This is a genomic window from Rhizobium sp. AB2/73 (assembly GCF_020871915.1).
GTDB classification, from domain to species: domain Bacteria; phylum Pseudomonadota; class Alphaproteobacteria; order Rhizobiales; family Rhizobiaceae; genus Rhizobium; species Rhizobium dioscoreae.
Map to the genome: position 1 here is coordinate 1143380 of NZ_CP067072.1, position 26721 is coordinate 1170100.

Annotated in this window: 24 protein-coding genes and 1 pseudogene; 8 read left to right on the forward strand and 17 right to left on the reverse strand. The window is 59.9% G+C overall.

What is annotated here, in order from left to right:
* Window positions 1–12: 12 nt before the first annotated feature.
* From I8E17_RS24975 to I8E17_RS25000, 6 genes are read right to left on the reverse strand one after another with little or no spacing between them, the layout of a single operon-like run.
* Entirely contained in the window at window positions 13–1608 is a 1596-nt protein-coding gene (locus I8E17_RS24975; protein WP_069610038.1) for an ABC transporter substrate-binding protein, read from the reverse strand.
* Window positions 1609–1649: 41 nt separating this feature from the next.
* A complete protein-coding gene (locus tag I8E17_RS24980) occupies window positions 1650–2783 on the reverse strand; it encodes a DUF917 domain-containing protein (RefSeq protein WP_069610039.1) in 1134 nt (377 codons plus the stop codon).
* Window positions 2776–4332: a hydantoinase/oxoprolinase family protein gene (locus I8E17_RS24985; RefSeq protein ID WP_069610040.1), complete on the reverse strand. Its 1557-nt coding sequence runs from the start codon at window positions 4330–4332 to the stop codon at window positions 2776–2778. The genes I8E17_RS24980 and I8E17_RS24985 overlap by 8 nt, the downstream gene beginning before the upstream one ends.
* 17 nt (window positions 4333–4349) lie before the next feature.
* Window positions 4350–5996: an ABC transporter ATP-binding protein gene (locus tag I8E17_RS24990; RefSeq protein WP_069610041.1), complete on the reverse strand. Its 1647-nt coding sequence runs from the start codon at window positions 5994–5996 to the stop codon at window positions 4350–4352.
* 3 nt (window positions 5997–5999) lie between these two features.
* Entirely contained in the window at window positions 6000–6881 is an 882-nt protein-coding gene (locus I8E17_RS24995) for an ABC transporter permease (RefSeq protein ID WP_069610042.1), read from the reverse strand.
* Window positions 6881–7909, reverse strand: a complete 1029-nt coding sequence (locus I8E17_RS25000) for an ABC transporter permease (RefSeq protein ID WP_069610043.1) — start codon at window positions 7907–7909, stop codon at window positions 6881–6883. Before I8E17_RS25000 ends, I8E17_RS24995 begins: the two co-directional genes overlap by 1 nt.
* 137 nt (window positions 7910–8046) lie before the next feature.
* Between I8E17_RS25000 and I8E17_RS25005 the strand changes: the two genes are divergently transcribed.
* Complete coding sequence (locus I8E17_RS25005; RefSeq protein ID WP_069610044.1) at window positions 8047–10401, forward strand: LuxR C-terminal-related transcriptional regulator; 2355 nt, start codon at window positions 8047–8049, stop codon at window positions 10399–10401.
* Between the two features lie 23 nt (window positions 10402–10424).
* Here the strand turns inward: I8E17_RS25005 and mnhG are convergent, their stop codons facing one another.
* The 6 genes from mnhG to I8E17_RS25035 are packed head-to-tail and all read right to left on the reverse strand — an operon-like array spanning window position 10425 to window position 16425.
* Window positions 10425–10808 (reverse strand): monovalent cation/H(+) antiporter subunit G, encoded by a 384-nt coding sequence (gene mnhG / locus I8E17_RS25010; RefSeq protein ID WP_069610045.1) that lies wholly within the window; start codon window positions 10806–10808, stop codon window positions 10425–10427.
* Entirely contained in the window at window positions 10805–11086 is a 282-nt protein-coding gene (locus I8E17_RS25015) for a K+/H+ antiporter subunit F (RefSeq protein WP_068393522.1), read from the reverse strand. Before I8E17_RS25015 ends, mnhG begins: the two co-directional genes overlap by 4 nt.
* Window positions 11083–11559, reverse strand: coding sequence for a Na+/H+ antiporter subunit E (locus I8E17_RS25020; protein ID WP_069610046.1), 477 nt, complete (start codon window positions 11557–11559; stop codon window positions 11083–11085). The genes I8E17_RS25015 and I8E17_RS25020 overlap by 4 nt, the downstream gene beginning before the upstream one ends.
* Complete coding sequence (locus tag I8E17_RS25025; RefSeq protein ID WP_069610047.1) at window positions 11559–13169, reverse strand: monovalent cation/H+ antiporter subunit D; 1611 nt, start codon at window positions 13167–13169, stop codon at window positions 11559–11561. Before I8E17_RS25025 ends, I8E17_RS25020 begins: the two co-directional genes overlap by 1 nt.
* Complete coding sequence (locus I8E17_RS25030; protein WP_069610048.1) at window positions 13166–13504, reverse strand: Na+/H+ antiporter subunit C; 339 nt, start codon at window positions 13502–13504, stop codon at window positions 13166–13168. Before I8E17_RS25030 ends, I8E17_RS25025 begins: the two co-directional genes overlap by 4 nt.
* Window positions 13504–16425 carry a monovalent cation/H+ antiporter subunit A gene (locus tag I8E17_RS25035; protein ID WP_346016510.1) on the reverse strand — a complete coding sequence of 974 codons (2922 nt, stop codon included), beginning with the start codon at window positions 16423–16425 and terminating at the stop codon, window positions 13504–13506. The genes I8E17_RS25030 and I8E17_RS25035 overlap by 1 nt, the downstream gene beginning before the upstream one ends.
* 78 nt (window positions 16426–16503) lie before the next feature.
* Here I8E17_RS25035 and I8E17_RS25040 point away from each other — a divergent pair.
* Window positions 16504–16788 (forward strand): annotated as a pseudogene (locus I8E17_RS25040) (helix-turn-helix domain-containing protein); the annotation flags it as partial.
* A 304-nt stretch (window positions 16789–17092) separates the two neighbouring features.
* Window positions 17093–17653, forward strand: a complete 561-nt coding sequence (locus I8E17_RS25045) for a cytochrome b (RefSeq protein ID WP_069610051.1) — start codon at window positions 17093–17095, stop codon at window positions 17651–17653.
* 57 nt (window positions 17654–17710) lie between these two features.
* Here the strand turns inward: I8E17_RS25045 and I8E17_RS25050 are convergent, their stop codons facing one another.
* Window positions 17711–18097 (reverse strand): VOC family protein, encoded by a 387-nt coding sequence (locus I8E17_RS25050; RefSeq protein ID WP_069610433.1) that lies wholly within the window; start codon window positions 18095–18097, stop codon window positions 17711–17713.
* A 131-nt stretch (window positions 18098–18228) separates the two neighbouring features.
* On the opposite strand from I8E17_RS25050, the gene I8E17_RS25055 reads away from it, so the two are divergent.
* The 3 genes from I8E17_RS25055 to I8E17_RS25065 all read left to right on the forward strand — a co-directional run bounded on the left by I8E17_RS25055 (window position 18229) and on the right by I8E17_RS25065 (window position 20626).
* Window positions 18229–18771, forward strand: coding sequence for an NUDIX domain-containing protein (locus I8E17_RS25055; RefSeq protein WP_307777818.1), 543 nt, complete (start codon window positions 18229–18231; stop codon window positions 18769–18771).
* Window positions 18772–18836: 65 nt separating this feature from the next.
* Window positions 18837–19367, forward strand: a complete 531-nt coding sequence (locus tag I8E17_RS25060) for an adenylate kinase (protein ID WP_069610052.1) — start codon at window positions 18837–18839, stop codon at window positions 19365–19367.
* A 227-nt stretch (window positions 19368–19594) separates the two neighbouring features.
* A complete protein-coding gene (locus tag I8E17_RS25065; RefSeq protein ID WP_069610434.1) occupies window positions 19595–20626 on the forward strand; it encodes a 2-oxoglutarate and iron-dependent oxygenase domain-containing protein in 1032 nt (343 codons plus the stop codon).
* Window positions 20627–20791: 165 nt separating this feature from the next.
* Here I8E17_RS25065 and I8E17_RS25070 read toward each other — a convergent pair whose 3' ends face one another.
* Window positions 20792–21112 (reverse strand): 2Fe-2S iron-sulfur cluster-binding protein, encoded by a 321-nt coding sequence (locus tag I8E17_RS25070; protein WP_069610053.1) that lies wholly within the window; start codon window positions 21110–21112, stop codon window positions 20792–20794.
* A 29-nt stretch (window positions 21113–21141) separates the two neighbouring features.
* Entirely contained in the window at window positions 21142–22374 is a 1233-nt protein-coding gene (locus I8E17_RS25075) for a cytochrome P450 (RefSeq protein ID WP_219511664.1), read from the reverse strand.
* A gap of 123 nt (window positions 22375–22497) precedes the next feature.
* On the opposite strand from I8E17_RS25075, the gene I8E17_RS25080 reads away from it, so the two are divergent.
* Together I8E17_RS25080 and I8E17_RS25085 are read left to right on the forward strand one after the other, a co-directional pair.
* Entirely contained in the window at window positions 22498–23379 is an 882-nt protein-coding gene (locus I8E17_RS25080) for a helix-turn-helix domain-containing protein (protein ID WP_229002155.1), read from the forward strand.
* Between the two features lie 148 nt (window positions 23380–23527).
* Window positions 23528–24454 (forward strand): cation transporter, encoded by a 927-nt coding sequence (locus I8E17_RS25085; protein WP_069610054.1) that lies wholly within the window; start codon window positions 23528–23530, stop codon window positions 24452–24454.
* Window positions 24455–24541: 87 nt separating this feature from the next.
* Here I8E17_RS25085 and I8E17_RS25090 read toward each other — a convergent pair whose 3' ends face one another.
* Window positions 24542–25708, reverse strand: a complete 1167-nt coding sequence (locus I8E17_RS25090; protein WP_229002156.1) for an acyltransferase — start codon at window positions 25706–25708, stop codon at window positions 24542–24544.
* A 130-nt stretch (window positions 25709–25838) separates the two neighbouring features.
* Window positions 25839–26660 carry a class I SAM-dependent methyltransferase gene (locus I8E17_RS25095; protein ID WP_113366196.1) on the reverse strand — a complete coding sequence of 274 codons (822 nt, stop codon included), beginning with the start codon at window positions 26658–26660 and terminating at the stop codon, window positions 25839–25841.
* Window positions 26661–26721 lie beyond the last annotated feature (61 nt).

Consider the following 26721-nt stretch of genomic DNA (forward strand, 5'->3'; position numbering starts at 1 on the left):
TGCAGGCGAAGGTCAGTTCGCCTTGCAGTCCCAATGGAAGTTCGAGAAGTTCAGATCCCAGCTCTGCATGGGAATGAACTCATAGCCCTGAAGGCACTTGTTCGCCGCATAGCGCCGGTTTGGCGATACCGCCCATACGTCGGGTTGCAGCTCGGCGAGCTTGACCTGCAGCTCCTTGTAGGTCGCGCTCTGCTCCTTGATATCGGTGGTCGACCTCGCCTTGTCGATCAACGCATCGACCTCGGGATTCTGCAGCCATTCCATCGACATCCACGTGCCGGAAGCCTTGGAGTGATACTGATTATAAAAAATCGCATCCGGCGACGGGTAGTTGGGCGAGATGTTGACCTGTGTCGAGGCCGGCGTGGTCTCGGGTTTGGAGGAGAGCTCGACGATGCGGTTCCAGGGCTCGGGCTTGATGTCGAGCGTGATGCCGATCTGTTCGAGATTGGCCTGCATCAGCAGCGCTACTTCGGATTCGAAAGCGAGCGAGGCGACATAGCTGTTGACCAGCGTGATCTTCTGGCCGGCATATTTGGATTTGGCGAGCTCTTCCTTCGCCTTTTCGAGGTCGAAGACGCCGGGCTGGATATCGTCGTTGTGCGCATCCTTGAACACGGTCGAGAGCGGGCCGGTCATGTCGAAGCCCGGATAGATCGCTTCCTGAATGGTCTTGTAGTCGGTGGCATAGGCGATTGCCCGGCGCACATGCACGTCGTCGGTCGGATAGACCTTGCTGTTCAGCTTGATGACGAAGCCGCCGGCCGTCGTCGACTGGAGCAGCTTGTAGCCCGGCATCTTGCCGATGGTTTCATAGGTGTCGTTGCCAAGACCATGCGAGGAAAGTCCGAGCTCGCCCTTTTCGGCAAGCGCCTTGACGGTAGCGTCGTCGCTCGTCTGGACGAAGCGCACCTCGTCGATCGGCGTTCCCTTGGTCCAGCCGAGGAAATAGTCCGGATTACGTGCGATCACCATATCGGCGGAGCGATTGTAGCTGACCAGCTTGTAAGGACCCGAGCCGGCCGAATGCTCGCCCACATAGGCTTCGCCCCATTTGTCGTCCGGCTTGGAATTGCTTTCGATCAACTTCTCGTTCAGCGCCATCATCAGCGGCGTCACGGCCATGAACGGCGAGAACTGCCGGTCGAGCTTGACGATGACGGTTTTGTCATCAGGCGCGGTGACATTGTCGGGCTGCACAAGGCCAACGACGAGGTTCGAGGGACCCTTGTTGATACCGATCAGGCGCCGGATCGACCAGACGAAATCGGAAGCCTTGACGGGCGTGCCATCCTGGAACTTGGCGTCATCGCGAATATGGAAAGTGTAGGTCAGCCCATCCTGGGAGATGTCCCAGGATTTTGCCAGATGGGGCACGATCTCGCCCGAAGGGCTGACGGTCGTCAGCGCGTCATACATGTTCACGATCGCCATATAGCCTGTGTAGTCTGTGACCTTGGCCGGATCGAGCGAGCTGAAAATCTGCATCGTGTTGACGGCAATCGACACCTTGTCGGCCGCCGACGCAGCAACCGAAGTTAGCGGCAACGCCAAGGCGCTCGCAAGCAGAAGCGTGGAAAGACGCAGATTTCTGGAACCCATCTTCATTCTAGTTCTCCTCTTTGATGCGGGAACTGCCCCGCTTATGGTTAGGCTGCCTTCCGGCCCGGAGCCGGCAACGGCGAATAGGTGATGTCCGGATAGCCGAAGGCGGCAGGACCGACGACCTCAAGCGCGCGGGCGCTGCGCAGCAGCTCGTGGCAGGGAATGGCGACGACGGCGACGCGCTGGCCGTAGCGCAGCATTTCGGTTGTGATCGGATAGCCGGTATCGACATCGAGCAGCACGATCAGATCCGGCACGCAGACCTCGATCACACCATCGCGGCGGAAGACCAGAAATTCGTTCTGGATCGCCACGTTCGCCGTCTGGCCGTTGCAATCATCGAAGCCGGCAAGTTCCATGTCACCGACGACGAAGCCGCCGCGCAGATGGCGTTTGAGATCAGTGATCTTGCCGTTGAACACCCGCCGTCCGCCTTCCAGTGCGCAGACGGCGGCAATGGGATCTTCCTGCGCCTTGCGGGCCTGGATCACCGCTTCGCCCAGCGCGATCGCCTTGGTGAAGCTTTTTGGAATACCGTACTGATGGACATAGTGAGCCTGCATCGGCGCCGTCGCCAGCATGGCGGCACCGCCCTGCGCGACCACGCAGGCGCGCGCCATGCGCTCATGCCAGACTTCCGATACGGCATGGCTGAAAATCACCGCATTGCCATGCAGGTCGCACATGACGGAAGGCGTCGAGCTGTGACCATAGATCGAAAAGGTCGTCATCTGCATTTCGGGGAATGCGCGGCCCATGCCGTCGCAATCGAGGATGGGAAGACCGCCTAGCGCCGCCGTCACAAGCGGGTTCATCGCATTTGCGCCGCCGATTTCCTCGCAGACGATCGCGTCGATCGGCGTGCGGATCAGCTCTTCCATCGCCCGCAGGCAGCGCAATCCTTCACGCCCCTCGCGGATGCGCTCGACGCCGACGACCGGTGCCCCGATACCGCCAATCGACATGCAGAGCGCGTCCGCTTCGATGGCGTCGGTCGCCAGAACCTTCATCTCGTAACCGGCCTTCATCGCCTCCAGAGCCAGAAGCTTGCCCTGATAGGGATTGCCGCCGCCGCCGGTGCCAAGGATGCCCGCCCCGATTTCCAAAGCATCGAGATCCTCTGATGTCAGCCGGCGCAGAGCGGCATCATCATATTTCTGCTTGCGCGTCTCAGGCATGATGGCCTCCCATTTCACCGACGACCTTGACATGGATGCGCGTGGCGTTGCCTGGCAGATAGGCAAGAGGCGTATCCTCGCGCTCGATAACTTCCAGGGTTTCCGCGAGAGCGCCGGCTGCGATCGCCTTTTCGCGCGCCTCCGCTTCGGCTTCCGCGAGCACGCTCTCGCGTGTGCGGCCATTGACGAGCGAGAAGACGCGATCCGTTTCGCCGCTGATCTGGGCGATGGCGGCGCCGACTGCGTTTGCGACGGCAAAATTCTCGGGAAGGATCACCTCCAGATCGCCGATACGGTCGGGCATCAGGATCGAACCGCCACCAACAGCGATGACCGGCACCGGCGTCGAGGAAATTCGACTGCGTTCGACGCAGGCTTCGAGCATGGCGTTGATCTTTGCCACGGCCGCATCGACCAGACCCTTGTCGAGATTGGCAACCAAGGCGCAGTCACCGACGTCGGCCTTGCCGGAGGCAACGGCGATATCGGTTGCGGTCAATGTCGATCCGCCGAAGCAGAGCGCCTCCTTGCGCACGCGATAGCCGACCGACTTCGGTCCGATTGTAACGCCCGCTTCACCCTTGACGACGAGCGAACCGCCGCCGAGGCCGATCGAAAAGACATCGGGCATGCGGAAATTGGTGCGAACCCCGCCGATGTCGACGGTCGTGGAAGCCTGGCGTGGAAAGCCGTGCGAGAGAGCCCCGACATCCGAAGTCGTGCCGCCGACATCGACGACGACGGCGTCCTTGAGCCCGGTCAGAAACGCGGCGCCGCGCATGGAATTGGTCGGGCCAGAGGCAAAGGTCAGCACCGGAAAGGCACGCACGACATCGGCGGCCATCAGCGTGCCGTCGTTCTGGGTGATGTAGAACGGGCATGGTATACCAGCCGCCGCTAGCGCCTTGCCGAAGGCTGCAACGGTGCGATCCGCCAGCGACAGAAGGCTCGCATTCATGATCGCCGCACTTTCCCGCGCCAGCAGGCCGTGACGGCCGATGTCCTTCGACATCACCACAGGCAGGCCGGGGCAATGCTGCTGCAGGATTTCCTTGGCCCGCACCTCCATGGCATCGTTGATGCCGCTGAAGACGCAGGTCACGGCGGCGGCCTTTAAACCCTTTGCACGGATTTCACCTGCGATGCGCACGATGGCGTCTTCATCGAGCGGCGAAAGCTCGCGCCCATCGAACTCGTAGCCGCCCTTGACCTGATAGCCGTGATTGCCGACGATCTCGCGCAGATCGTCGGGCCAATCGACCATCGGCGGCAGACCGGCGCCCGACGGCAGGCTCAGGCGGATGGCTGCGACCTCATCCATGTGGCGGCGCTCGATGACCGCATTAGTGAAATGCGTCGTGCCGATCATGACGGCGGCAATACGGGCCCGATCGATGCCCGAGGCATCGATAACCTTCTCCAGCGCCTCGATCACGCCCGAAGTCACATCTTCGGTCGTTGAGGCCTTGACCCCAGCAAGAACGGTCTTCCCCTCCAGGACGACGGCATCCGTATTGGTGCCGCCGACGTCAATTCCAACGCGATACACGTCAGGCTCCTCTTCGATCAGTCTGTGGTTTTGACGAGGAAGCGCATGCGCTCCTCCTCGGTCACGACGGGCTTCAGACGTTCCTCCTCGTCGGTGACGACGGGGATCGCCGCGATCAGCGCGCGCGTGTATGGGTGATTGGGGGCGGCGAATACCTCTGGCGTCGGCCCTTCCTCGACGATCTCGCCGCGCAGCATGATGGCGATGCGCGAGCAAAAATTGCGCATCAGCGAAAGGTCATGCGAGATCATCAGATAGGTGAGACCCAGTTCCTCGCGCAGCTGCAGCAACAGCTCGATCACGGTTTTCTGCACCGACACGTCGAGCGCCGCAGTCGGCTCGTCGAGGATCAGGATCTTCGGCTCGGCCGCGAGCGCGCGCGCAATCGCCACACGCTGCTTCTGACCGCCGGAAAGCTCATGCGGATACTTTGCCAGATAGGATTGCGGCAGCCGCACGAGATCCATCAGTTGCTTCATCCGTGCTTCGCGGGCCGGCCCATCCATACCTATGGATCTCAGGGGCAAGGCAAGAGTCTGCTGGACATTGCGCTTCGGATTGAGCGACGTGCCGGGGTTCTGGTAGACGATCTGCGTCAGCCGTCTGCCACGCCCTGGTGCCGGCGCGTCGATGGTGACGCTGCCCGAGGTCGGACGTGACAGGTCCATGATGATGCGTGCAACCGAGGTCTTGCCCGAGCCGGACTCGCCGGCCAATCCGAAGATTTCGCCCTGACGCAACGTCAGGTTCACGTCGCGAACGGCATGGAAGCCTGGCTTCCGGCCATAGATCTTGTTCAGGCCCTCGACCCTGACGATAGGCGCGCGGTCGCTCTGCGACAGATCGGTCACGCGTTCGCCGTAAAGCGGCGGCACGGCGTCGAGGAGCGCCTTCGTATAGGATTGATGCGGGGCAGTGAGTATCTCGCGGCAAGGTCCCGCCTCGACGATATCGCCGTGATGCATGACCACCACTCGGTCCGCCACCTTGCGCACGACACCGAGATTGTGGGTGATCATCAGAAGAGCCATGTTCTCCTCGATCACCAACTGGTTGATCAGATTGAGAATCTCATCCTGGGTCGTCACGTCGAGCGCAGTGCCCGGCTCATCGGCGATCAGAAGCTTCGGCTGGTGCAACAGTGCAAGTCCGATCAGAACGCGCTGACGCATGCCGCCCGAAAGCTCGGACGGATAGGCGTTCATCACTCTCTCAGCGTCAGCAAGCTGCACCCTCCGCAAGACCGCGGAAATTCGCGTCCGCCGCTCGGCCTTCGATGAGCGAATGCCATCACGCTTGTCCGCAAAACGCATGACATCATCGAGATGCGTGCCGATCTTGAAGACCGGGTTGAAGGATGAGAGCGGGTCCTGCATGATCAGGGAAAAGGCCGTGCCTTTCAGCGCCTCGCGTTCCCTTCGCTGCATTTTCAGAACGTCACGTCCTGCGACGGAAATGACGCCGGAGTTGATGGCGGCATTCTTCGGCAAGGTGCCGATGATTGCCTTTGCCGTCACGGACTTGCCCGATCCCGTCTCGCCAATCAGAGCGACGCGCTCCCCGGCAGCGACGGTGAGGGAAATGTCACGAAGCACCTGCCGGGTGCGGCCGTAGGTCGTGAACGAGACGTTCAGAGCCTCGATCTTGAGAAGCGGCTCGCCCATCGCTTAGCTCTCCACATCAAACATGTCACGCAAGCCGTCGCCCAGGAGATTGAAGCCGAGCGTCACGTAGAAGACCGCAGCACCGGGGCACACGACCTCCCACCAGTAATCGGGCATGAACTGGCGACCGTCGGCGACCATGGAGCCAAGATCCGGAATGGGTGGCTTCACACCGAAGCCGAGGAAGCTGAGCGTGGCGCCGAACAGGATAACGAAGGCCGCATCCAGCGTTGTCTTGACGGAGATGACCGCCACGCAATTCGGCAGGATTTCGCGGAACAGGATGTGCATCGGCCCGGCGCCGGCAAGGCGGGCCGCCTCGATATAATCTTCCGACGCGATGGACTTGGAAACGGAGTAGATTAGCCGTGCATGCCAGGTCCACCAAAGCAGCGTGATGGCGATCATCGCGTTCATCAGATTCGGCTCGAGCAGATTCGACACGGCAAGCGCCATGACCAGCGGCGGCATTGCCAGCATCACATTTGTCAGGCCGGTTATGATTTTTTCGATCCAACCGCCGAAGTAGCCGGCGATAAGGCCGAGCACGGTGCCGATCGGCACCGAAATGCCAAGCACGCCGATGACCAGAAGCAGCGAAACGCGCATGCCGAAGACCGTGCGGGAAAAGATATCCCGACCGACTTTGTCGGTTCCGAACCAATGAGCGGCATCCGGCGACACGTGCCGAGCGCGGAAATCGACCACGGCGCCGACATGTTTCGGATAGGGAGTAAGCCACGGTGCGAACACAGCCAGCACGAAGACCGAAATCAGGATCAGCGTGCCGATTACCGCGGCCGGATTGCGACTGAATCGATACCACATCATGTAACCGGTGCTCAGCGCGCGGTCGGATACATCGAGCATCTTCATATCGGTCATCAGCGTGCCTCCTTGCGGCGTTGGCGCGGGTCGATCATCGAGATCAGGACATCCACCACGAGGTTCGCAACGATGAAAAACAGGCCGGCGACCAGCACCACGGCGGTCACGGCATTGAGGTCCTTTTGCAGGATGGCGTTCAGCCCGTAGGAGGCGAAGCCGCCCCAAGCGAACACCATCTCGATGACGAAGGCATTGCCGATCAGCGATGCGAATTCGAGGCCCATGATTGTCAACGGCGCGATCGACGACAGCTTGAGAAGGTAGCGGAAAATGATGATCCGCTCCGGCACACCGAAACTCTGCAGGGTCAGAACGTGATCCTTGTGCTGGTTCTCCAGCATGGAGGAACGAGTGATGCGGGTAATCTGGCCGATGCCGGCCATGGCCAGCGCGAAGGCCGGGAGCACGAGATGCTGAAGTGCATCGACGAACACATCCAGACGTCCAGCCAGCAGGCCGTCGATCAACAGAAATCCGGTCGGTCCGGGCTGAAAGCTCAGAGAATGATCGAGCCGGCCGATGATCGGCCAGTTCGGCAGACAGCGTGCGGCCAGCAATTGCAGACTGATCGCAAACAGGAAACTTGGAATGGTTACGCCGGTCAAGGATAGGATGCGGCCGATATGATCCAGCGCACGATCCCTAAAATGTGCGGTGATGACACCCAGCGGAATGGCCACCACGAACATGAAGACTACGGAGACGAGAACCAGTTCCACGGTGGCGGGCACCGTCTGCTCCAGATCGGTCGTGACGGGACGTTGCGAGACCAGCGACATGCCCAGATCGCCTTGCAGCGCCTTGCCGACATAGTCGACGTATTGATACAGAAGCGGCTTGTCCAACCCCATCTGCACACGCAGCGCATCGACCTGCTCCTGCGTTGCCGCCGGGCCGAGAGCCATGCGCGCGGGGTCTCCCGGCACGACGCGCGCCAGCGCAAAAATCATGATGGAAAGCGCGATCATGACCAGAACGAAGGTGCCAAGCCGCGTCAGGATCGCGACCAACGGATGTTGCTGCATCGACGGGAGTTTCCTTGTTCGTCAGCCAACTGACAAACAACAATCCTCATCTGCGGACGATGAACAACTGGCTGAGGGTATAGTTTTTCGGCCTTATGGTATAGGTTATTTTTCAATATTCGCTTACAAACCCCCGCATGCACAGACTGATTGCCCGACCTCATCTTTGCCATCGCATCGCGACGGAACACGCCGGCGTCATCTTCCTGCGTGCCCCCGCGGGCGCCGGAAAGAGCACAGTCCTGTCCATGGCTGCAAAGGCGATGGGCAAGGAGGTTTGCAACCTGCAGCAACCGCGCATGAGCGACGTGAGGGAGGGATGGCTCTTATGGGACGTACCGGTTTCCGCTCGATCGGCTCGCCTTTCCGCTCAGCTAATGGAGACCGTCGAGGTTCTGGTGATCGCCTGCCGTCCCGATCAGCGCATCAGCGGGCTGGCGCGGCTCATCCTGCATCGAGGTGCGGTGACGCTCGACGCCGGCGATCTGACTTTTTCCGTTGAGGAATTGGTGGAACTGCCAGCCGAAGAAGCCAACCGGTTGGTTAGGGATTATGCCGGCTGGCCGGTTTTCCTGCCGCTGACACGCCAAAAGGATCCTCGCCTATCCATCGACTATCTGCGCGAGAATTTCCTCGGCCACCTTTCGCCGGGACAGACTGCGCTGCTTTCCATCTGGCTCGAAACGCGATCTCCTGTCACCGTCGAGGAGTGGACGGGCCTTTTGCCACCACGCCTGATCGAGGCGCCGGACGAACATCAGGAACTGCTGAGACTCCTGACAGACGCCGTCAGCGAACGGCTGGCTACCTTCGAAACCACCGTCGCCGTGATCGAGGTAGCCTCCGCTTTCGAGCAGGCGGGGCGTGCGCTTGCCGCCATGTCGCTGCTCCTCGATCATGGGCACGAGGCCCATGCGGCGCAGATTCTGGAGCGCGCCCAGGGTCTGGAGCTGATCTATCGAAACAGCCTCGGGACCTTTCGCGATATCATCATGCGCTTTTCCCACGAGATGATCGCGACCAATGAAGTCGTGCTTTTTGCCATGGCTCGCACGCTCCTGAAGCTCGGAGAATTGCAACGCGTGCGCCACCTCGTCGGCAAACATCTGGGTTCGGACTATCTCGATCCGCTGAAGGTCCTGCTGCGCGGATCGCGCTTTTCCTTCGCGGCGCGAACGTTCCGGCTCAACCTCATGATTTCCGAGGACCTGATGCCGACGGACGCCATGATCACCCGCCTCGGAGAGTTCATGGCGGATTATCCGATGGGCGATTACGGCAAGTGGGCCGCCTACTACAACGCGCTGCTGGAATTCGAGATTCGCCGCAGGAATTTCCGCGAGGCGGAAGCCGCCGCGGCCCGCGCCTTGATCTATCTCGGCCATATGGGCGGCCAGCCACTGCTGGAATTCTTCATCCATCTGCATCAGACAGTGCTTCGACTGATGAGCGGCGATGCCCTTTTCGCGCGTCGTGCCGCCCAGGAAGCACGGCAGAAATTGGAGCAGGTGCCGCACGCAGCAGAGGCTGAATTCCGTATGCTGCGGCTCGCCGAAGCCTGTATCTCCTACGAAGCCGGCCAGCCGCGCGATCTTCTCCAATTCGTTCAAAACGAATTCGATGATTTTGCCGCCGCGGAAATCTGGCCGAGCCTGATGCAATTCGCTCTCCACTATGCATCACAGGTGCTGGCCGACCATTTTCCGATGGTGATCAGGCCCGGCTTTCTCGACGGACTCTGGATTCATCTGTCCGAGGGCCTGCAGTTTCACGCCATGATGGAGATCCGCACCGCCGTCGCCTACCAGAATGCCAATCGCTGGAGCGACGCGGCGGCAACGCTGTCCGCCGTCCGAATGCGTATCGGCCGCAACTGGGTGGAAAGCGCCAACGAGGAGCTGACGCGCCTGACCCGCAGGGACGAAATTTCCTATGCCATGGCATGGCTGCGCGACAGCGTGCGCCTCTCGACGCCGCGGCCTTATCTGTCGCGCCAGATCGACGCGCTGATCGCAAACCCGAAAGTCACCAACCGCGAGAAAGTCGCCCTGCAGCTATGGCAAAGCTATACCGCTTACCAGCGTCGCGACAATGCTGCGACGCGCGCGCATCTTCTATCGGCGCTTGAAGGCGCAACGCGCCTTGGCTGCAACGGCGTGCTCTCCGAGGAGCGGATCTTTCTCTCACCGATTCTCAAGAACCAGCGCATTCGCAGCTTCATCGAAACCTCATCCGAGGTCCGCACGGCACTTTCGCTCTTTGCAAGCTCCGTGAACTCGCCACAGGCGAAAGCCCTCCAGGGCGGCCTCTCGCAGCGCGAGGTCCAGATGATTCAGCTGATCGCGAGCGGCATGTCGAACAAGCGCATTGCTCATACCCTTAATGTCTCCGAGGTGACGGTGAAGTTTCACCTCGGAAATCTGTTCCGCAAGCTGGGCTGTCATCGCCGCGCCGAAGCAATCCGGGCGGCAACCGCACTCGGCTGGCTGTGAGCCTCGAGCGGATGGGTTGAGCGTTACGACGGACGCCTTTCGACCGATGTCTCCTCGGGCGGTTGCTTGGGCGGAACGTTGCCGTTCTGCTCGGCGCGATCGCGATGCAGCGCCGCGCGGGCGAGGAGCATGAAGGTGATCGGCGTCGTCACCGTGATGAAAATACCGATCAGCAGTTCATGAATGACGAGCGTCCGCGTTGCGGTCGAAAAGAAGATCATCGACGCGATCATGATTGCACCGATGCCGCCACTCGTTCCCAATGTCGGCGCATGGATGCGCTCGTAGAATGTTCCAAGCCTCAGAAAGCCGATGGCGCCGATGAGCGTCAGGAAAGCGCCGATCATGAGAAGCGCACCGACGGGGATAACGGCCCACAGAGGTATGTTTTCAAGCGGCGTGCTCATTCGATCACCTCTCCGCGCATCAGGAATTTCGCCAATGCAACGGTTGCAACGAAGCCAAGCATGCCGATGACGAGCGCCGCCTCGAAATAAACGACACGACCTGTGCCTATGCCGAAGGTCAACAACAACAGCATCGCATTCACATAAAGCGTGTCGAGCGCGATGATGCGATCCTGCGCGCGCGGGCCGCGAAACATGCGGATGGAAGCGATAGCCATGGCCGCTACGATCATCAGCTGCGCGGCCGCCACGGATATCTGGATGATCATGGCGCTCATGCGAATATCTCCATCAGCAGGCTCTCGTAGCGATTGGCGACCATATCGCGCCATTGCACCTCGTTTTCGAGATCGAGGACATGCAGCAACACGGTGTTGTCGTTGGAATCATATTCCAGCCACGCGGATCCCGGCGCGCTGGTCAGGATAACCGCAAGCAGCGCCAGCGGGATCTGATCCCGCACCCTGAGCTCAAGGACAACGAAACCCGGCGTCGTCTTGCGCGAGCGTCCCCTCAGGATGATCCAGGCCACCTGAGCATTTGATTTCAAGACGTCGAAAACGACCCGGAAGAAGAGCTTGGGCAGCAAATACCATTTCCGTAGCCGCGGTTTCTCGGGCCGCAGCGACGCCATGCCCCAAGAGGCGAAGACGGCGACAATGATGCCGAAGATAAGCTGACCGAGCGTGAAGCCGTTTAGCAGCAGCCACATCAGGATCAGGCTCAGCGCCAGGAGCGGATAAGGCAGCATCACGGACCTCCCGCTTGTACGGGCGCGACAACCGCATTGCGAACCGCATCGATATAGATATTGGGGTCGCTGAGCGCGCGAATGGTCGCGTCCATATATTGCATGACGGGGCCCGCCCAAATGGTCAATGCGAGTGTCAAGGCGAGCAGGCCCATGACCGGGACTATCTCGATGACGAGCACACGGGGAACCGTGCCCTCCAGCGAACTCCAGAATGTGCGTATGCCGGCCCGTGTCATGGCAATCAGCGCTGCTATGCCGGAGAGAATGACGAGCAGGATCAACGTCCAGACGGCGGCACTTGGCGGAATGCCGATCGCGCCGGTTCCCATCATGGCCGAGAGCATGGCGAACTTGGAGACGAAGCCGGAAAGAGGCGGAAGGCCGGCGAGCAGAATGCCGCAGGCGGCAAAGCAGATGCCAAGCATCGCCATGGTGCCGGGCATGGTCACGCCATCGCCTTCGGCCGGTTCCTTCTCCTCGGCATCGCCATAGGCCTCCATCGTGACGGCAAGAACGCTGGCGCCGGCATCCTGGCCGCGCTCGACGACCTCGATCAGCATGAAGAAAGCGCTGATCGTCAGCGTCGAACTGACGAGATACATCAGAGCGCCGGACGAGATGGAGCCGTCATTGATGCCGATTACCATCAGCAGCGTGCCGGATGAGACCAGCACCGAGAAGCCGGCAAGCCGGCCAAGCGCCTGCGACGCCAGTACACCGACCGTTCCGAAGACCAGAGTTGCCATCCCGCCATAGAGAAGTACGGTCGCGCCGAAGCCCGCGGAGGGGCCGGCGCTGAACAGCAGCATGGTCAGCCGGAGGATGACGTAGATGCCAAGCTTGCTGAGGATCGCGAATATGCCCGCAACCGGCGCCGAAGCCGCGCTATAGGCTGTCGGCAGCCAGAAGCAGAGCGGCCACATGCCGGCCTTGATGAGGAATGCGATGCCGAGCACGCCCGCGCCGGCCTGCATCAGCATGCGGCGATCTGCCGACATTTCCGGGATGCGCATGGCAAGATCCGCCATGTTCAGCGTTCCCGCCGTGCCATAGATCAGGCTGACGCCGATGAGGAAGAGCAATGCGGCTGCGAGGTTGACGGCTATGTAGTGCATGCCGGCCTTGACGCGCAGCGGCCCAGAGCCATGCAGCAGAAGGCCATAGGACGCCGCCAACATGACCTCGAAGAAGACGAAGAGGTTGAAGAGATCGCCGGTCAGGAACGCGCCGTTGACCCCCATCAGCAGCAGCTGGAACATGGTGTGGAAATGCGCACCGACCGCATGCCAGCGCGCCAGCGAGAATATCAGCGCGGCGACGGAGACGATGGATGTCAGCAGTAGCATGAGTGCCGACAAGCCGTCGAGCACGAGCACGATACCGAAGGGCGCGCTCCAGTTTCCGAGGAGATAGGCGCGCTCCAGCCCCGGCGCTCCGCCCTCCGCACGGAAGAGTGCAAGTGCAATGCCTACCAGCAGGAGCGTTGCCGCTAGGCTGATGAGTGCCTTCAGCGTGCGCGAACGCTCGTCTATGAACACAAGCAGTGCGCCCGCAATCAGCGGAACAAGGATCGGCGCAATGATGAGATGATGCGACCAACCTGTCATTTCCGGTCACTCCGCCCGTCGACGTGATCCGTGCCGGTGAGACCGCGCGAGGCAAGCAGCACGACCAGGAACAGGGCCGTCGTCGCAAAGCCGATAACGATTGCCGTCAGCACCAGGGCCTGCGGCACCGGATCGGCCAAGGCGCGTGTTGCCGTGCCGTCACCAAGCAGCGGCGGCACATTCGTCTTCACGCCGCCGACGCCGAAGATGAAGAGATTGACGGCATAGGAGAGCAGAGACAGTCCGATGATGACCTGGTAGGTGCGCGGGCGCAGGATCAGCCAGACGCCGCAAGCAGTCATCACACCGATCGCAATGGACAAGATGAGTTCCATCAATCCCCCTTTGCCTTGTCGGCATCAAGCGCACGCAAGCGTTTGATACGGATCGACTGGTGTGCAAGCGCGACGAGGATCAGAACCGTGGATCCCACGACGAGCAGGAAAACGCCGAGATCGAAGAGCAGCGCGCTTGCCGCCGGAACCTTGCCGATCAACGGCACGTCGAGATACTGGAAATGCGAGGTGAGGAACGGATAGCCGAAGAACCAGGCACCGATACCCGTCACCGTCGCGATCAGAAGCCCGGCGCTCATCCACCGCAGCGGCAGGATGCGGATGCGATCCTCCGCCCAGCGCGTACCGCCGGCCAGATATTCCAGCAGGAAGGCGATCGAGAGCGTCAAGCCGGCCGAGAAGCCGCCCCCTGGCGCATCATGCCCCCGCATGAAGATATAGACCGACAGGGCGATCACGAAGGGGAACATCCACTGCATGATGACGGAGGGCACCAGCAGATAGTCGCGCACGGTATCGCCGGCTGAACGCTCCGGCCGTTCCTCGTCGAAACGGTTCTGGATCCGCTGCTGCTCCGGCATTTCCATGCTGTCGGGCGCCGGTCGGAAACGACGCAGCAGCGCATAGACGGTCAAGGCGACGACGCCAAGGACGGCAATTTCGCCCAGCGTATCGAAACCACGGAAATCAACCAGGATGACGTTGACGACGTTGCGCCCGCCACCTTTCGAATAGGCGTTTTCGAGGAAATAATTCGCGATGGCATCCGGCACGGGCATGGTCATGACGGCGTAGGAAATGAACATCATGCCGACGCCGCAGATGACGGCGAGTGCCAGGTCGCGGAAGCGGCGGAAACGGGCGCGCAAATCGACCGTATCGTCGATTCCTTCCGTGCGCTTCGGCAGCCAGCGCAAACCCAGAAGGATGAGAACCGTCGTGACGATCTCAACGAGAAGCTGGGTAATCGCAAGGTCCGGTGCCGACAGCCAGATGAACGTCATGCAGACGATCAACCCGACACCGCCCATCATCACCAAGGCAGCAAGCCGATGATATTTGGCAAAGAAGGCGGTGCCGATCGCCAGACAAATGCCGATCGCCCAGACCGCGGCGAAGATCGGATCGGCACCCAGAAAGGAAAAATGCTTCGCTTCGAAACCGGACAGGTAAAGCGGCAGCAGGCCGGCAGCAAACCCCGTCACGACGACCCAGCGAAGCTGCGGCTGCAGCTTGCGCGTGCCGATCCGCTTTTCGGCCGTTCTCGCCCAATGCCAGGAGACTTCGACCAGCACCCGCTCGAAGATGCGCTGACCTTTAAGCCGACGGAAGATGGGCGGACCATCGTCGCACCGGGAAAAGTAATCCTTGAAAATGAAATAGAATACCGTGCCGCCGACCAATGCGACGATGCTCATCATAAGCGGCAAATTGAAGCCATGCCAGAGCGAGAGGCTGTATTGCGGCGTATCGGCGTTGAGAACGCTGACAACGGCCGCCTGCAGGAAAGGTGCCACCGAAAGCACCGGAACGATGCCGACGACCAGGCATACCACGACCAAAAGTTCAATCGGGAAGCGCATCCAGCGCGGCGGCTCGTGCGGCTTGGCGATCGGCAGATCGGTCGGCGCCGGCCCGAAGAACACCGTCTGAATGAAGCGCAGCGAATAGGCAACGCTGAAGGCGCTCGCCAGCGTCGCCACATAGGGAAGCATTCGATCGAGGATGGAATCGGCATGGGTCTCGATCGCTTCGGCGAAGAACATTTCCTTCGACAGGAAACCATTGAGCAGCGGAACACCGGCCATGGCGGCACTCGCGACGATGGCAAGCGCACCGGTGAACGGCATATAGCGGAATAGACCGCTCAGACGGCGCATGTCGCGCGTGCCGGTCTCATGATCGATGATGCCGGCCGCCATGAACAGCGACGCCTTGAAGGTCGCATGGTTCAGCATGTGAAAGATGGCGGCAACCGTCGCAAGCGGGCTGCCGAGGCTGAGCAAGGTGGTGATGAGGCCGAGATGGCTGATCGTCGAATAGGCGAGCAGCCCTTTGAGATCCTGCTGGAACATTGCGAAATAGGCGCCGAGCAGCAGCGTGATGATGCCGGCGCTCCCGACGAGGTAGAACCACTCATTGGTACCGGCGAGAACCGGCCAGAAGCGTGCAAGCAGGAAAACGCCGGCTTTCACCAGCGTCGCCGAATGCAGATAGGCGGAGACGGGCGTCGGCGCGGCCATTGCGTTCGGAAGCCAGAAATGGAAGGGAAACTGCGCGCTCTTCGTCAGCGCGCCGAGCAGGATCAGTATCAGCGCAGGCAGATAGAGCGGATGGTTACGGATGATATCGCCCGATGCCAGGATCTTGTCCAGATCGTAGCTGCCGACGATATGGCCGAGCAGGATCAGCCCGATCAGCAGGCAGAACCCACCAATCCCGGTGATCGTCAGCGCCATGCGGGCGCCGTCGCGGGCGGCGGCGGTGTTGTGCCAATAACTGATCAGCAGAAAGGAGAAGATGCTGGTCAGCTCCCAGAATATCGAGAGCAGAATGACATTGCCCGAAAGCACGATGCCAAGCATGGCCCCCATGAAGGCGAGCAGGAAGGAGAAGAAGCGGGGAACCGGGTCCTCTTCCGACATGTAGTAGCGGGCATAGACGATGACGAGAAAGCCGATCGCGGTGATAACAAGCGAAAACAGCCAGGCAAAACCATCCAGTCTGAGGCTGAAATCAAGCCCGAGCTGCGGCAGCCATTCTATGCTATAGCGGACGATGCCGCCGTCCTTGACGGCAGGATAGAAGCTTGCGGAAATCAACAGCGCCAGAAATGTGACAGTCCCGGCGATCCAGGCCGGTCCATGCCGCGACCGTGTGCGCAAGAGGCATACGGAAAGAAGACTTCCGATAAACGGCAGAGCCAAAAGTGCCAGAATAAAAACAGGCTCGCCAGTTATCCCAAAACGTCATTCCTTCGCTTGGCCGGATCACGCCAGACTGCCACGACGGCAAAACCCCTAGAAATCCGGTGTATTATGTCCTATATGATAGATATCGCCCAATATGGGCAGCTTCGAACCCTGCGTCAAGGTAAGATGGCGATGATTTTGACACCAGCGCTCTGCCGGGCAGCCCGCGGCTTCCTCGATTGGACGCAAACGGATCTTGCCCACCGTTCCGGCGTATCGCGCAGCACGATCCGTGACTATGAAGGCAATCGCCATAGCCTGCATCGGGCGACGGAGGCGCAGTTGCGCCTGGCGCTCGAGTTAGGAGGAATTGCCTTCTTCCGGATCGAAGGACATGAGATCGGCATTTGTACGAAGGCCCTGGTCGCCGAAGCGCCAGCGCCGACGCATACGGAAAGCTGCGAGATCCTTTCCAGCGCCGGCGAAAGAAACCGGACGCCGCCTAAGCCGGAACAATAGTGCCGGATAGGCTGGACGCGGCCGGCGCGACTTCCGACCACAAAGTCGCTTATGCAAGCCGAAGCCTTTCGCCGGCGCTACCTCGCGCGTCGCCTATAGAGATCACTCGCGAGAAGGTGAACGGAAAGGCCCTCAATTCAGCCATATTCAAACCGATTACCGCATCCGCGCCGTACCCAGACGACCGGAGAAACCCATGTCCGACACGACAGCGACCACAGCAGAAACATCCACCGCCCGCTATCGATTGTCGCAACGGCTCCTGCATTGGCTCATTGCCATCATCATCATTTCAGCGCTCGTCATCGGCCTTTATTGTTCCTACCTCACCCCGGGCATACCCCTGCGTCGCGCCCTCCTCGACATACACAAGTCCCTCGGCATGACGGCGCTTTTTCTCATCGCCATCCGCCTGCCGCTCAGGCTTTCGCTGGGTGAACCTGCCTATCAACGGCCGCTTGGCGTCTTCAATCACCATGCCGCCCGCGGCGCGCATATCCTGCTCTACATCTTGATGATCCTGATGCCGCTTGCAGGCTACGCCACGTCTGCTGCCGGCGGCCATGATCTGCCATGGTTCGGCCTCTTCCAATGGCCCAACCTGCTGCCACACGACAAGGGCCTGGAGCGAGCCGCCGCCGAGATCCACGAATATGGCGCCTATTGCCTGTATGCCATCGTCAGTCTGCATATCCTGGCAGCGCTCTGGCACCATTTCGTCCGCAAGGATGAGGTCCTGAGGAGAATGTCGTTTTGATCCGATTCTTTACAAGGCAAAGAATGCTCCGTCGCTTCAGGTTAACGGCAGCAAGGATCAACCCGCCATCAGGTCCGGTTGCGGTTCGCCGATCTCCACCGCATGACCGTCAGGATCATAGAAGCGGAATACGCGCTGCCCCCATTCCTGCCTTTCGACGGGATGAATGAGATTGACATGCGGCGCTATCGCCTCGAAGGCAGCATCCACGTCCTCATGTTCGAAATAGAGAAGGATGTTTCGCCGCCCATAGGGTTCGGATGCTTCGCTGCTTTCCCTCCAGACCGTTTGCTCCAGCGATTTTCCATCATGAATCGCAAAGCCGGTTTCAAACAGCACGAAGCTGCCGAAGTCATTCAAGATCTTGAGGCCCAACAGCTCACAGTAGAACGCCTTCGAACGCTCGATATCGCTGACGAAGGGGATTGGATTTACGAAACGCATTGCCAGGACCTGCTCGATTAGGGGAAGCGAAGCAAACGAAAACAACCTCCAAACTGCTTCACTATATCTAAGAACCGGATGCTGGTATCTGGCAAATGACTTTCATCTCGTCTCGCAATCGGAGGCCGCCCATGGCAGAAACCGCACGAACCATGATCGTCATGGATTCGGGAGAATCCCGCTTTCAATTGCGCGCCGGAGCAATGATCCGCCACGGCGATCATATCCTCATTCACCGCGCGCTCACGGACAACTTCTGGTCTTTGCCCGGCGGCCGGGTGGAGTTTCATGAGGCAGGCGCCGAGACACTTGCCCGTGAAATCGAAGAGGAAATCGGCTGCAAGGCGACCATCGGACCTTTACGCTTCATCATCGAAAATTTCTTCGAATTTGCCGGACGACGTGTTCACGAAGTTAGCGTCTATTACGAGGCGGAGCTGCTGCAGCCATTTCCGTTTCACGAAACGGAAGTCGTCCATCGGGTGAAGGATGGCAATGCCGACCTCGAATTTCGCTGGGCACCTTCCACGCTGGTCGGGCTCGACCGGTTCGACCTGGCACCAACTCCCATACGCAACCTCATCGTCCAATCCCGCCGGCATTCAGCATTTCGTGCGGCGCGACGCAGCCTGAGTCTCCTGCCGTCCGCATCAATTGCAACAGCAAGGAAATAACTTCATAAAAGCTCCGGTATGTTTGCCGAGTTTCCGATAGGCTCGAATCGTCAGGTCGTCATCCAATGTCGCGCATCGCCATTTTGGGAAATGCAGGCGGTGGGAAATCCACCCTCGCCCGCAAATTGAGCGAGCGCCACGCGATTCCCCATTTCGAGATCGACAGGTTGCTTTGGCAGGAAGGCTGGATTCCCACACCGATCGAGACCTATGCCGAGCAGCATGAACAAATCCTATCGGGTGAGAATTGGGTCATCGATGGCCTGGGGCACAAGAATTCGATCCCGGCGCGGATAGATCGCGCGACCGAGATCATCCTCATCGATATGCCGCTCTGGATGCATTTCTGGCTCGCGGCCGAGCGGCAGATCGCCTGGCAGTCGGGCACGATCGAAAACGCGCCCGGCGGACTTTCGGCCATGCCGCCGACGCGAGATCTGTTCCGGACCATATGGGAAATCGAGCAAGACTGGATGCCCGACATTCGCCGCCTGTGTACGGAAGCGCAAAATGCGGGCAAGGCGCTGACACGGATAGGCAGTGTCGATGAGCTGGAGGTGCTTACGAAGGAATTGGGTGAACTGCAGCCTCGATGACTATTCAGATAAGCGGCAGTCGCGAGAACGGCGACCGTAAAAACCATTCCAAAAGATCAGCGATCTTTGAGATTATCTTCTTTGCTTTGATAACGAAGGGCTTTTAGCCTTGTCTAAACCCATAAGAGCCATTTGCATCACCAAGGTTCGGACACGGCAGGCGATGGCATTGCGGTCCGAAAACAAAGATGAACTTCGAAGAGGAAACCTCATTGCCCCGCCATACCATGCCGACCGGCTCCGACGCATCGCTTCCAACGCTTGATCTCCAGCGCCTCTATGCTTCGGCGGCAGAACATCAAGCCTTTATCGCAGAGCTTCGCGCGGTGCTTTACGATCACGGCTTCTTCTATCTGACGGGGCACGGCGTCGATCCCAAGCTGATTGCCGACGTGGTGGCAACGGCCAAGCGTTTCTTCGCGCTGCCCATGGAAGAAAAGCTCAAGATCGAGATGGTCAAGTCACCGCACTTCCGTGGCTACAATCGCGCAGGCCAGGAGCGTACGCGCGGCGAACAGGATTGGCGCGAGCAGCTCGACATCAACACCGAGAGTACACCCTTCGAGATCGGCCCGGACACGCCGGCCTGGCGGCGCCTGCAGGGACCGAACCAGTGGCCGGAGGCGCTGCCGGAGCTCAAGCCTCTGCTGCTTGCCTATCAGGCCGAGGTGACGCGCATCGGCATCGACGTGCTGAAGGCGATCGCCGCAGCTCTCGGCCAGCAGGAAAACGTCTTCGCCGATATTTATGAGCCGCAGGCCTCGCAGCTTCTGAAGATCATCCGCTATCCCGGCCGCGACGTCGCCGAAACGGATCAGGGCGTCGGCGCTCACAAGGATGGCGGCTTCGTCACCGTGCTGCTCCAGGACACCACGCCCGGCCTGCGGGTGCGCACGGAAGACGGCGTCTGGATCGACGCACCGCCGGTGCCGGGCACCTTCGTCATCAATACCGGCGAGTTGCTTGAGCTTGCGACGAACGGCTTCGTGCGCGCCGACGTGCATGACGTCATCGCACCGCCTGCCGGCGTCGAACGTTTCTCCGTCGCCTTCTTCCTCGGGTCCCGACCGGATGCGACGATCCCCGTCATCGAACTGCCGGAGGAGCTGAAGCGATCGGAGCGCGGCATCTCGATCGACCCCTTGAACCCGATCTTCCGCGAAGTGGGTCAGAACCAGCTGAAGAGCCGCTTGCGTTCCCACCCGGATGTCGCCCGCGCCCACTACGCCGATCTCCTGACATCGGAACAGCCGGTTTAGGCCGGATACTCTGAAAATTCGAGCGAGGTTGCTGGCTCAGACATCTCGTCTGAAGGCCAGTTCCGAGAGCAATTCGAGGAAAAGTGCGCAGCGGTTTTCCGTCCGGAATTGCGCGAAACCAAAGAGATAGAGCGGTTCAGAGATTCCCTAAAAACTGGACCGTCCCTAGTGCTGACTATCCGGCACGACGACACGCATGCCGTCGACGACGCTGCTTGCGAGAATCTGACAGCTCAAGCGGCTGTTCGGCGCCGGCTCCATCACGAATTCGATCATCGTCACTTCCTCTTCAGAAGGCGGCGGCAGAAGATCGAGATGAGGTTGCTCGATGTAGCAATGACAGGTACCGCAGGCCAAGGCGCCGCCGCATTGCGCCACGATGCCATCGATGCCGCTCCTGACGGCCACAGCCATCAGAGTTTCACCCTCCTGCGCCTTAACACGCGTCTCACGACCAGCGGAATCGATGAACACGATTTCACACATTGCATTCTCCATATTTTCGGTAAGTCCGTTCACGCGGCAATAAGACGAACATCCAGACGTTGCGGACCGCGCACCAAGAGCCCGCGCTTGTAGGCGGGACTGTCATCCAGCAGTTCTATCGAGCGGGTGCGTCGCAGGAGCGTCGAGAAAATGATCTCCATGTCCAGCCGCGCGAGATGATTGCCGAGACAGAAATGCGCGCCGCCGCCGAAAGCCAGATGGCGGTTGGGGGTGCGCTCGACATTGAAAACATCGGGTGAGTCAAATTGCTCCGGATCACGATTGGCCGCGCCATAGAGCAGGCCGATCTTCGTGCCCTTTGGCAGCGGCGTGCCGGCAATCGTCTTTTCTTCCGTCAGGTAGCGATGAAAGAACGGCAGCGGTGACTCGAAGCGGAACATTTCCTGGATGGCAGTCGGCATCACGGCCTGGGTTTCCCGCAGCTTGCTCAGAGCATCGGGATATTGCATCAAAGCATGCATGCCGCTACCCAGCACATCGATGGTCGAGCCATGTCCGGCCATGAGGATCAGCATGCAGGTGGACACGAGCTCGTCTTCGGTCAGCTCGCCGGCAACATGCGCCTCGGTCAGCCGACAGAGAAGATCGTCGCGCGGATTGCGTACACGCTCGGCGATGAGTTCCTTGAGGAGTTCGTAGAATTCCGTCGTCGCGCGTTCGGCGATCGCCTTGCGCTCGGCGCTGCGATCGACATCGAAATACTGCACGACCTCTTCAGACCACTTGCGCAGCTGCCCGGCATATTCCTCGGGCACGCCCAACACGGAACCGATGATGTGCCCCGGAACCTGCGAGGCGAGATCTTCGACGAAATCGATCGTACCTGCCTGCAGGAGACGGTCGAGCAGGCGTTCGACGAAGTCCTGTATCATGCCGCGCTGGCGCGCAACGAGTGCCGGGGTAAATTCACGGAACACCTTGCGGCGCAGCCGGTCATGGGTTTCACCATCGGAATCCAGAAGGCTGAATTGCACGAAGCGCGAATGGTTCGGCATGTCGTGCCAGTTCTGCCGAACCTTCTGCTCCTGTATCTCCTCCGGGGAAAGAAAGAATTCGAGCGAGCGCACGAGCGTCTTGTCAGCGGCGGCAACGGCCACATCCTGATAGCGCGACAGCAGCCATATGTCGAAATGCTCGTAATAGACGGGACCGGGAGTGGCGCGCAGCTCACGGTAGGCGGCATAGGGATCGTCAGTGAACGCTTGGCTGAGCGGATCGAATACTGGGGTTGCCGTCGGCATGATCAGGACCTTTGTCCATTCTGGTTTATCGCCGTAGAATACAGCGGCACGGCATGAAAAGACATGGATGCCAACCGCAGCCATATGGATAAAACTCTCATTACCCAATAGGGTTAGGTCGCCATGACCGATAAAGCGACTTCACCAGCAACCCTCCCCCTTGACGACGTCTTCTTTCAGACTCCGGGCAAGTTGTCCCGCGCCTTTCCCTACACGCTTCTCGCCGCCGGACGCCGGATCTGCACGCCAGCGGAAATGCCGATAGCCCACCGCTTCAACCATCACACCTTGATCCTTACTCTCGGCGGAAAAGGCCTGTTGCAGGTCAACAGAGTCTCCAGCCTGCTGCATGAGGGGACGATCGCCTGGCTGGACTCCTCAATGTTGTATTCGCATCGCTGCGAGCCACGCCATGCGCACTGGTCCTATCTATGGGTGGGCTTCGTCGGATACGGGCTCGATACCCTGTTTGACAGCCTTGGCGTGGTCGCCAATCCGGTTTTCGACATGAAGGCTGTGCACAATCTACAAGGCATGTTCGAGGGGATCCTCGGTGAAGTGGAAGGAAGAGGCTTCTTTGCAGAGAGCCAGTGCTTCGCCTTGCTCGCCCAGTTGATCTCTTCATTGGTATCGGAGCGGGCCTACAATAGTGACGTTGGCGGCGCCGTTCAGCGCCTGCAGCGGGTCATGGAGACGGTTCGAGCCGATCTGTCACGCGCCTGGACGGTGGCAGAGCTCGCGCCCGCCGCCAATCTGAGCCAAGCCCAACTGTTCCGACGCTTCCGTCAGAGAACGGGAACGACGCCTATCGACTGGCTGCGGCACGAGCGCGTAAACGCCGCCAAACGGCTACTGGTGGTAACGGATGAGCAGATCGGCAAGATCGCCGCCAGATGCGGCTACCCCGATCCATTCCACTTTGCCCGTGACTTCAAGAAGCTGGTGGGCGTCACGCCGAGCGAGTTTAGACGGCAGGGCGAGAACGACAGACCACGCCGATCCTGAGGTGATTGAGTGCCTCTCAGCTTACGCTTGAAGAGGTATTTCATGACAGAACCACCTCGATTGGCTTGGGACCTATGACGCGATAGAAGTCTGTCGTGCATGCCAGATTATTCGAAATGCATGCCGCGCTTTAGCTGGGGATTAAGAAGTGACGACCGAACAAAGCGTCCTGCGCATTTCCATCATCGTGACATTCGTTCTGGCCGTCGCCGGTATCGTCTTCGGCATTCTCTCCGGCTCCTATGCGATCGTCTTTGACGGCGTCTACGCGCTTACCGATGCGAGCATGACGATCGTGGCGCTGATCGTTTCCAATCTGATCATATCCTCCGCGACGAACACGACACCCGCCGGCAAATTCGCCAAGCATTTCACCATGGGCTTCTGGCACCTCGAGCCGATGGTGCTTGGCCTCAATGGCGTCCTCCTGACGGGAGCCGCAGTCTATGCCCTGATCAACGCCATCGGCAGCATCATGGCCGGCGGCCGTCATCTCTCTTTCGATCAAGCCATCATCTACGCGGTGCTGACCATGATCATCGCCTTCCTGATGGCGGCCTATGGCAACCGCGCAAACAAGACGCTCAGATCCAATTTCATCGCACTGGACGCCAAGGCCTGGATCATGACAGGCTGCCTGAGCGGCGCGCTGCTGCTTGCCTTCATCTTCGGTTTTTTCATTCAGGGAACGAACCTGCAGTGGATGTCGCCCTATGTCGATCCGGTCGCTCTTGCTCTCGTCTGCCTCGTCGTCATTCCCATGCCGATCGGAACGATCAAGCAGGCATTCGCCGACATCCTGCTCGTGACACCTGCGGATCTTCGGGAACATGTCGATCGCGTCGCGACCGACATAGTTCGACGCTACGATTTCTTATCCTACCGCTCCTATGTCGCGCGGGTCGGCCGCGGCAAGCAGATTGAGCTCTACTTCATCGTTGCACCGGATGGACCGGCGAAAAAGCTGGTGGAATGGGACCATATCCGCGACCAAATCGGCGAAGCGATCGGCGACGAAGGGCCGGACCGCTGGCTGACTATCGCTTTTACGACGGATCCGGAATGGGCGGATTGAGCAGCCGCTACCCCGCCAATCCTTGAACACTTCGGTAAGAAAGTCGACGAAGCTGCGCACCTTGCGATCCGATGTGGCGCGAGGGAATCAAGCGCTTTCCGTGTCGGCCGTCGAAAGAGTACCGGTTGCTGCCTGCTTCCTCCGCGCGACGCGAAACACGAGGCCCTGGACGCGGCGCGTAAACGGCCTCTCGACATATCTGAAAAGCGCCTGGGCAAAAGCGGCGGCGACCAGCGTCGCGAAGACGATGAACAGACCAAGAGGAAGGGTCCCCCCGATCACCTTCATCCAGATCGCGCGCAACGGCCGCAGGATGAACGGATGGACAAGATAAAGGCTGTAGGAGGCGTCTCCTAGAGCGACTCCCCAAAAGACAGGCCGCCTCTGGGGCGGAACGGGACCGATTGCGGCGGCGAGCACGAGCAGAGCCGCAGGCAGGCCGCTTCGCAAGAATTGCGGCAGGACCGCATCGTTCCAGGGCGCGGAGACGTGCACGAAGCCGAGGAGCCCGATGGCCGCCAGCCCAAGCGCCGGCCCGGCGCCGATCCTTGCACCGCTGCGGAAAATCAGAGCGGCATAGACACCGAACAGGAACTCCAGAATGATCGGGCTCGTCCAGAACGCTATCTGGACATGGTGGGGATGGATGAGCTTTCCGACAAGCGCCATTCCTACCATGAGAACCGAAAGCCAGACGACGCCCGACCGTATCGGCAGCAGGAGTGCCGCCGCGAAGAAGACGTAAAACAGCATTTCGTAGTTCAGTGTCCAACCGAGTGCGAGCACCGGCCTGATCTCATCCACGCCGCGCCCCGACGGAATGAAGAAATAGGACGCCAGGATATGGGGCAGGGAACCGATGGGAACGGCCAGCAGCGAGGGCGCCACCAACGCGCCGAGCAGCAGGGAACTCGTCAGCAGCCAGTAAAGCGGGACGACGCGGGCGCAGCGCCGCAGGAAGAAGCGCAATGAAGCACCACTTTTGCCGAATTCGGCGGCAGCCGTATGCATCATGATGAAGCCGGAAAGAACGAAGAAGATGTCGACGCCGAAACCGAGATTCCAGGCAGAGCCATCGACCGCTGCACGTCCCGTCGCTGCTGCAAGGATCTCTGTTTCGTGCAGAGCATGGGCGATGACCACGGAAAAGGCTGCGAGCGCGCGCAGCACCTGAAGGTTCAAGAGCATATGAGCGGATTTGCCGGCGTTGCCGCCCGCATCTTGTCCCTCAGGTATTTCTTTATGAAACCTCACCGGAAAGCTCAGCGAATGTTGCCCTGGATCTCCATTTGGTATCCACGACCATATAACGACTCGTAGCCGCATGCATAAATCGGCAACCCTGCTTTAGATTATAGTTATTCTTCAGTTAATATTTCAGACATTAGGCAGGATAAGCCGTCGCCAGGATGATATGTGCCTGAATTTTAGCAGCAACTTCGCTGCTACCGTGTCGGGCTTCGATTGCGGCGGCGACATAGTCGGTCGCAGCCTGCAGCCTCTCCGCTTCTCTGGCTTCGATTTCGTTACGAAGCAGAGTTCCCTGACAATAAGCGACGGCCGGAAGACGCGGCGAAGATGCCCGGCTTTGCTCGGCCCTCGTTTCAATCACAATTTCGGAGAAACCAGCCTTCTCGAGATCGCCGCGAATCCGATCCACATCGTGATAGCCATGCGGAGTGCGCGCTAGAAAGCGTGGCGGATCGTTGGGAAAAATCCGGGCAAGCGCGTTCGTGACATCATCCGCGAATATGTTCTCTTCGATGCGGTCCCAGACGTTGAAGAGGAAATGTCCACCGGGCTTCAGAACGCGCTTTGCCTCGCGATAGGCCGAGATACGGTCCGGAAAAAACATGGCGCCGAACTGGCAAAAGACGAGATCGAAGGATGCATTTTCGAAGGGCAACGACTGGGCATCCGCCTGCTGCCATGTGATGCGGCTGTCGGGAGCCTGCCGCGAAGCGGCGTAATCGAGCATCGGCTGGTTGAGGTCGGTGACGACGTAGTTTGCGCCGGGAGATAATTTCGGCGCCAATGCGCGGGTGACAACGCCGGTGCCTGCAGCGATTTCCAATACTGCGTCGGGCCGCAAGGACGCTGCTCGCTGGGCTATATCAGCCGCGTAAGGCTCGAAAATCAACGGCACCATGTGGTGGTCGTAATTTTCCGGAATCGAGCCAGCGAATAGCTTGTCTGCCTCCAACATCGCATCACCCGCTGCGCGCCTGATAAAGCACGATACTAGCATATCGCAGCAGACGCGTCAT

What these genes read in the sequence shown, in the direction of transcription:
- I8E17_RS25055 (WP_307777818.1), top strand. Translation starts at nt 18,229, where the DNA reads ATGGCAGAAACCGCACGAACCATGATCGTCATGGATTCGGGAGAATCC.
- I8E17_RS25030 (WP_069610048.1), bottom strand. Translation starts at nt 13,504, where the DNA reads ATGGAACTCATCTTGTCCATTGCGATCGGTGTGATGACTGCTTGCGGC.
- I8E17_RS25015 (WP_068393522.1), bottom strand. Translation starts at nt 11,086, where the DNA reads ATGAGCGCCATGATCATCCAGATATCCGTGGCGGCCGCGCAGCTGATG.
- I8E17_RS25050 (WP_069610433.1), bottom strand. Translation starts at nt 18,097, where the DNA reads ATGCGTTTCGTAAATCCAATCCCCTTCGTCAGCGATATCGAGCGTTCG.
- I8E17_RS24975 (WP_069610038.1), bottom strand. Translation starts at nt 1,608, where the DNA reads ATGAAGATGGGTTCCAGAAATCTGCGTCTTTCCACGCTTCTGCTTGCG.
- I8E17_RS25095 (WP_113366196.1), bottom strand. Translation starts at nt 26,660, where the DNA reads ATGTTGGAGGCAGACAAGCTATTCGCTGGCTCGATTCCGGAAAATTAC.
- I8E17_RS25075 (WP_219511664.1), bottom strand. Translation starts at nt 22,374, where the DNA reads ATGCCGACGGCAACCCCAGTATTCGATCCGCTCAGCCAAGCGTTCACT.
- I8E17_RS24980 (WP_069610039.1), bottom strand. Translation starts at nt 2,783, where the DNA reads ATGCCTGAGACGCGCAAGCAGAAATATGATGATGCCGCTCTGCGCCGG.
- I8E17_RS24995 (WP_069610042.1), bottom strand. Translation starts at nt 6,881, where the DNA reads ATGACCGATATGAAGATGCTCGATGTATCCGACCGCGCGCTGAGCACC.
- I8E17_RS25065 (WP_069610434.1), top strand. Translation starts at nt 19,595, where the DNA reads ATGCCGACCGGCTCCGACGCATCGCTTCCAACGCTTGATCTCCAGCGC.
- I8E17_RS25045 (WP_069610051.1), top strand. Translation starts at nt 17,093, where the DNA reads ATGTCCGACACGACAGCGACCACAGCAGAAACATCCACCGCCCGCTAT.
- mnhG (WP_069610045.1), bottom strand. Translation starts at nt 10,808, where the DNA reads ATGAGCACGCCGCTTGAAAACATACCTCTGTGGGCCGTTATCCCCGTC.
- I8E17_RS25005 (WP_069610044.1), top strand. Translation starts at nt 8,047, where the DNA reads ATGCACAGACTGATTGCCCGACCTCATCTTTGCCATCGCATCGCGACG.
- I8E17_RS25060 (WP_069610052.1), top strand. Translation starts at nt 18,837, where the DNA reads ATGTCGCGCATCGCCATTTTGGGAAATGCAGGCGGTGGGAAATCCACC.
- I8E17_RS24990 (WP_069610041.1), bottom strand. Translation starts at nt 5,996, where the DNA reads ATGGGCGAGCCGCTTCTCAAGATCGAGGCTCTGAACGTCTCGTTCACG.
- I8E17_RS25070 (WP_069610053.1), bottom strand. Translation starts at nt 21,112, where the DNA reads ATGTGTGAAATCGTGTTCATCGATTCCGCTGGTCGTGAGACGCGTGTT.
- I8E17_RS25080 (WP_229002155.1), top strand. Translation starts at nt 22,498, where the DNA reads ATGACCGATAAAGCGACTTCACCAGCAACCCTCCCCCTTGACGACGTC.
- I8E17_RS25025 (WP_069610047.1), bottom strand. Translation starts at nt 13,169, where the DNA reads ATGACAGGTTGGTCGCATCATCTCATCATTGCGCCGATCCTTGTTCCG.
- I8E17_RS25020 (WP_069610046.1), bottom strand. Translation starts at nt 11,559, where the DNA reads ATGCTGCCTTATCCGCTCCTGGCGCTGAGCCTGATCCTGATGTGGCTG.
- I8E17_RS25000 (WP_069610043.1), bottom strand. Translation starts at nt 7,909, where the DNA reads ATGCAGCAACATCCGTTGGTCGCGATCCTGACGCGGCTTGGCACCTTC.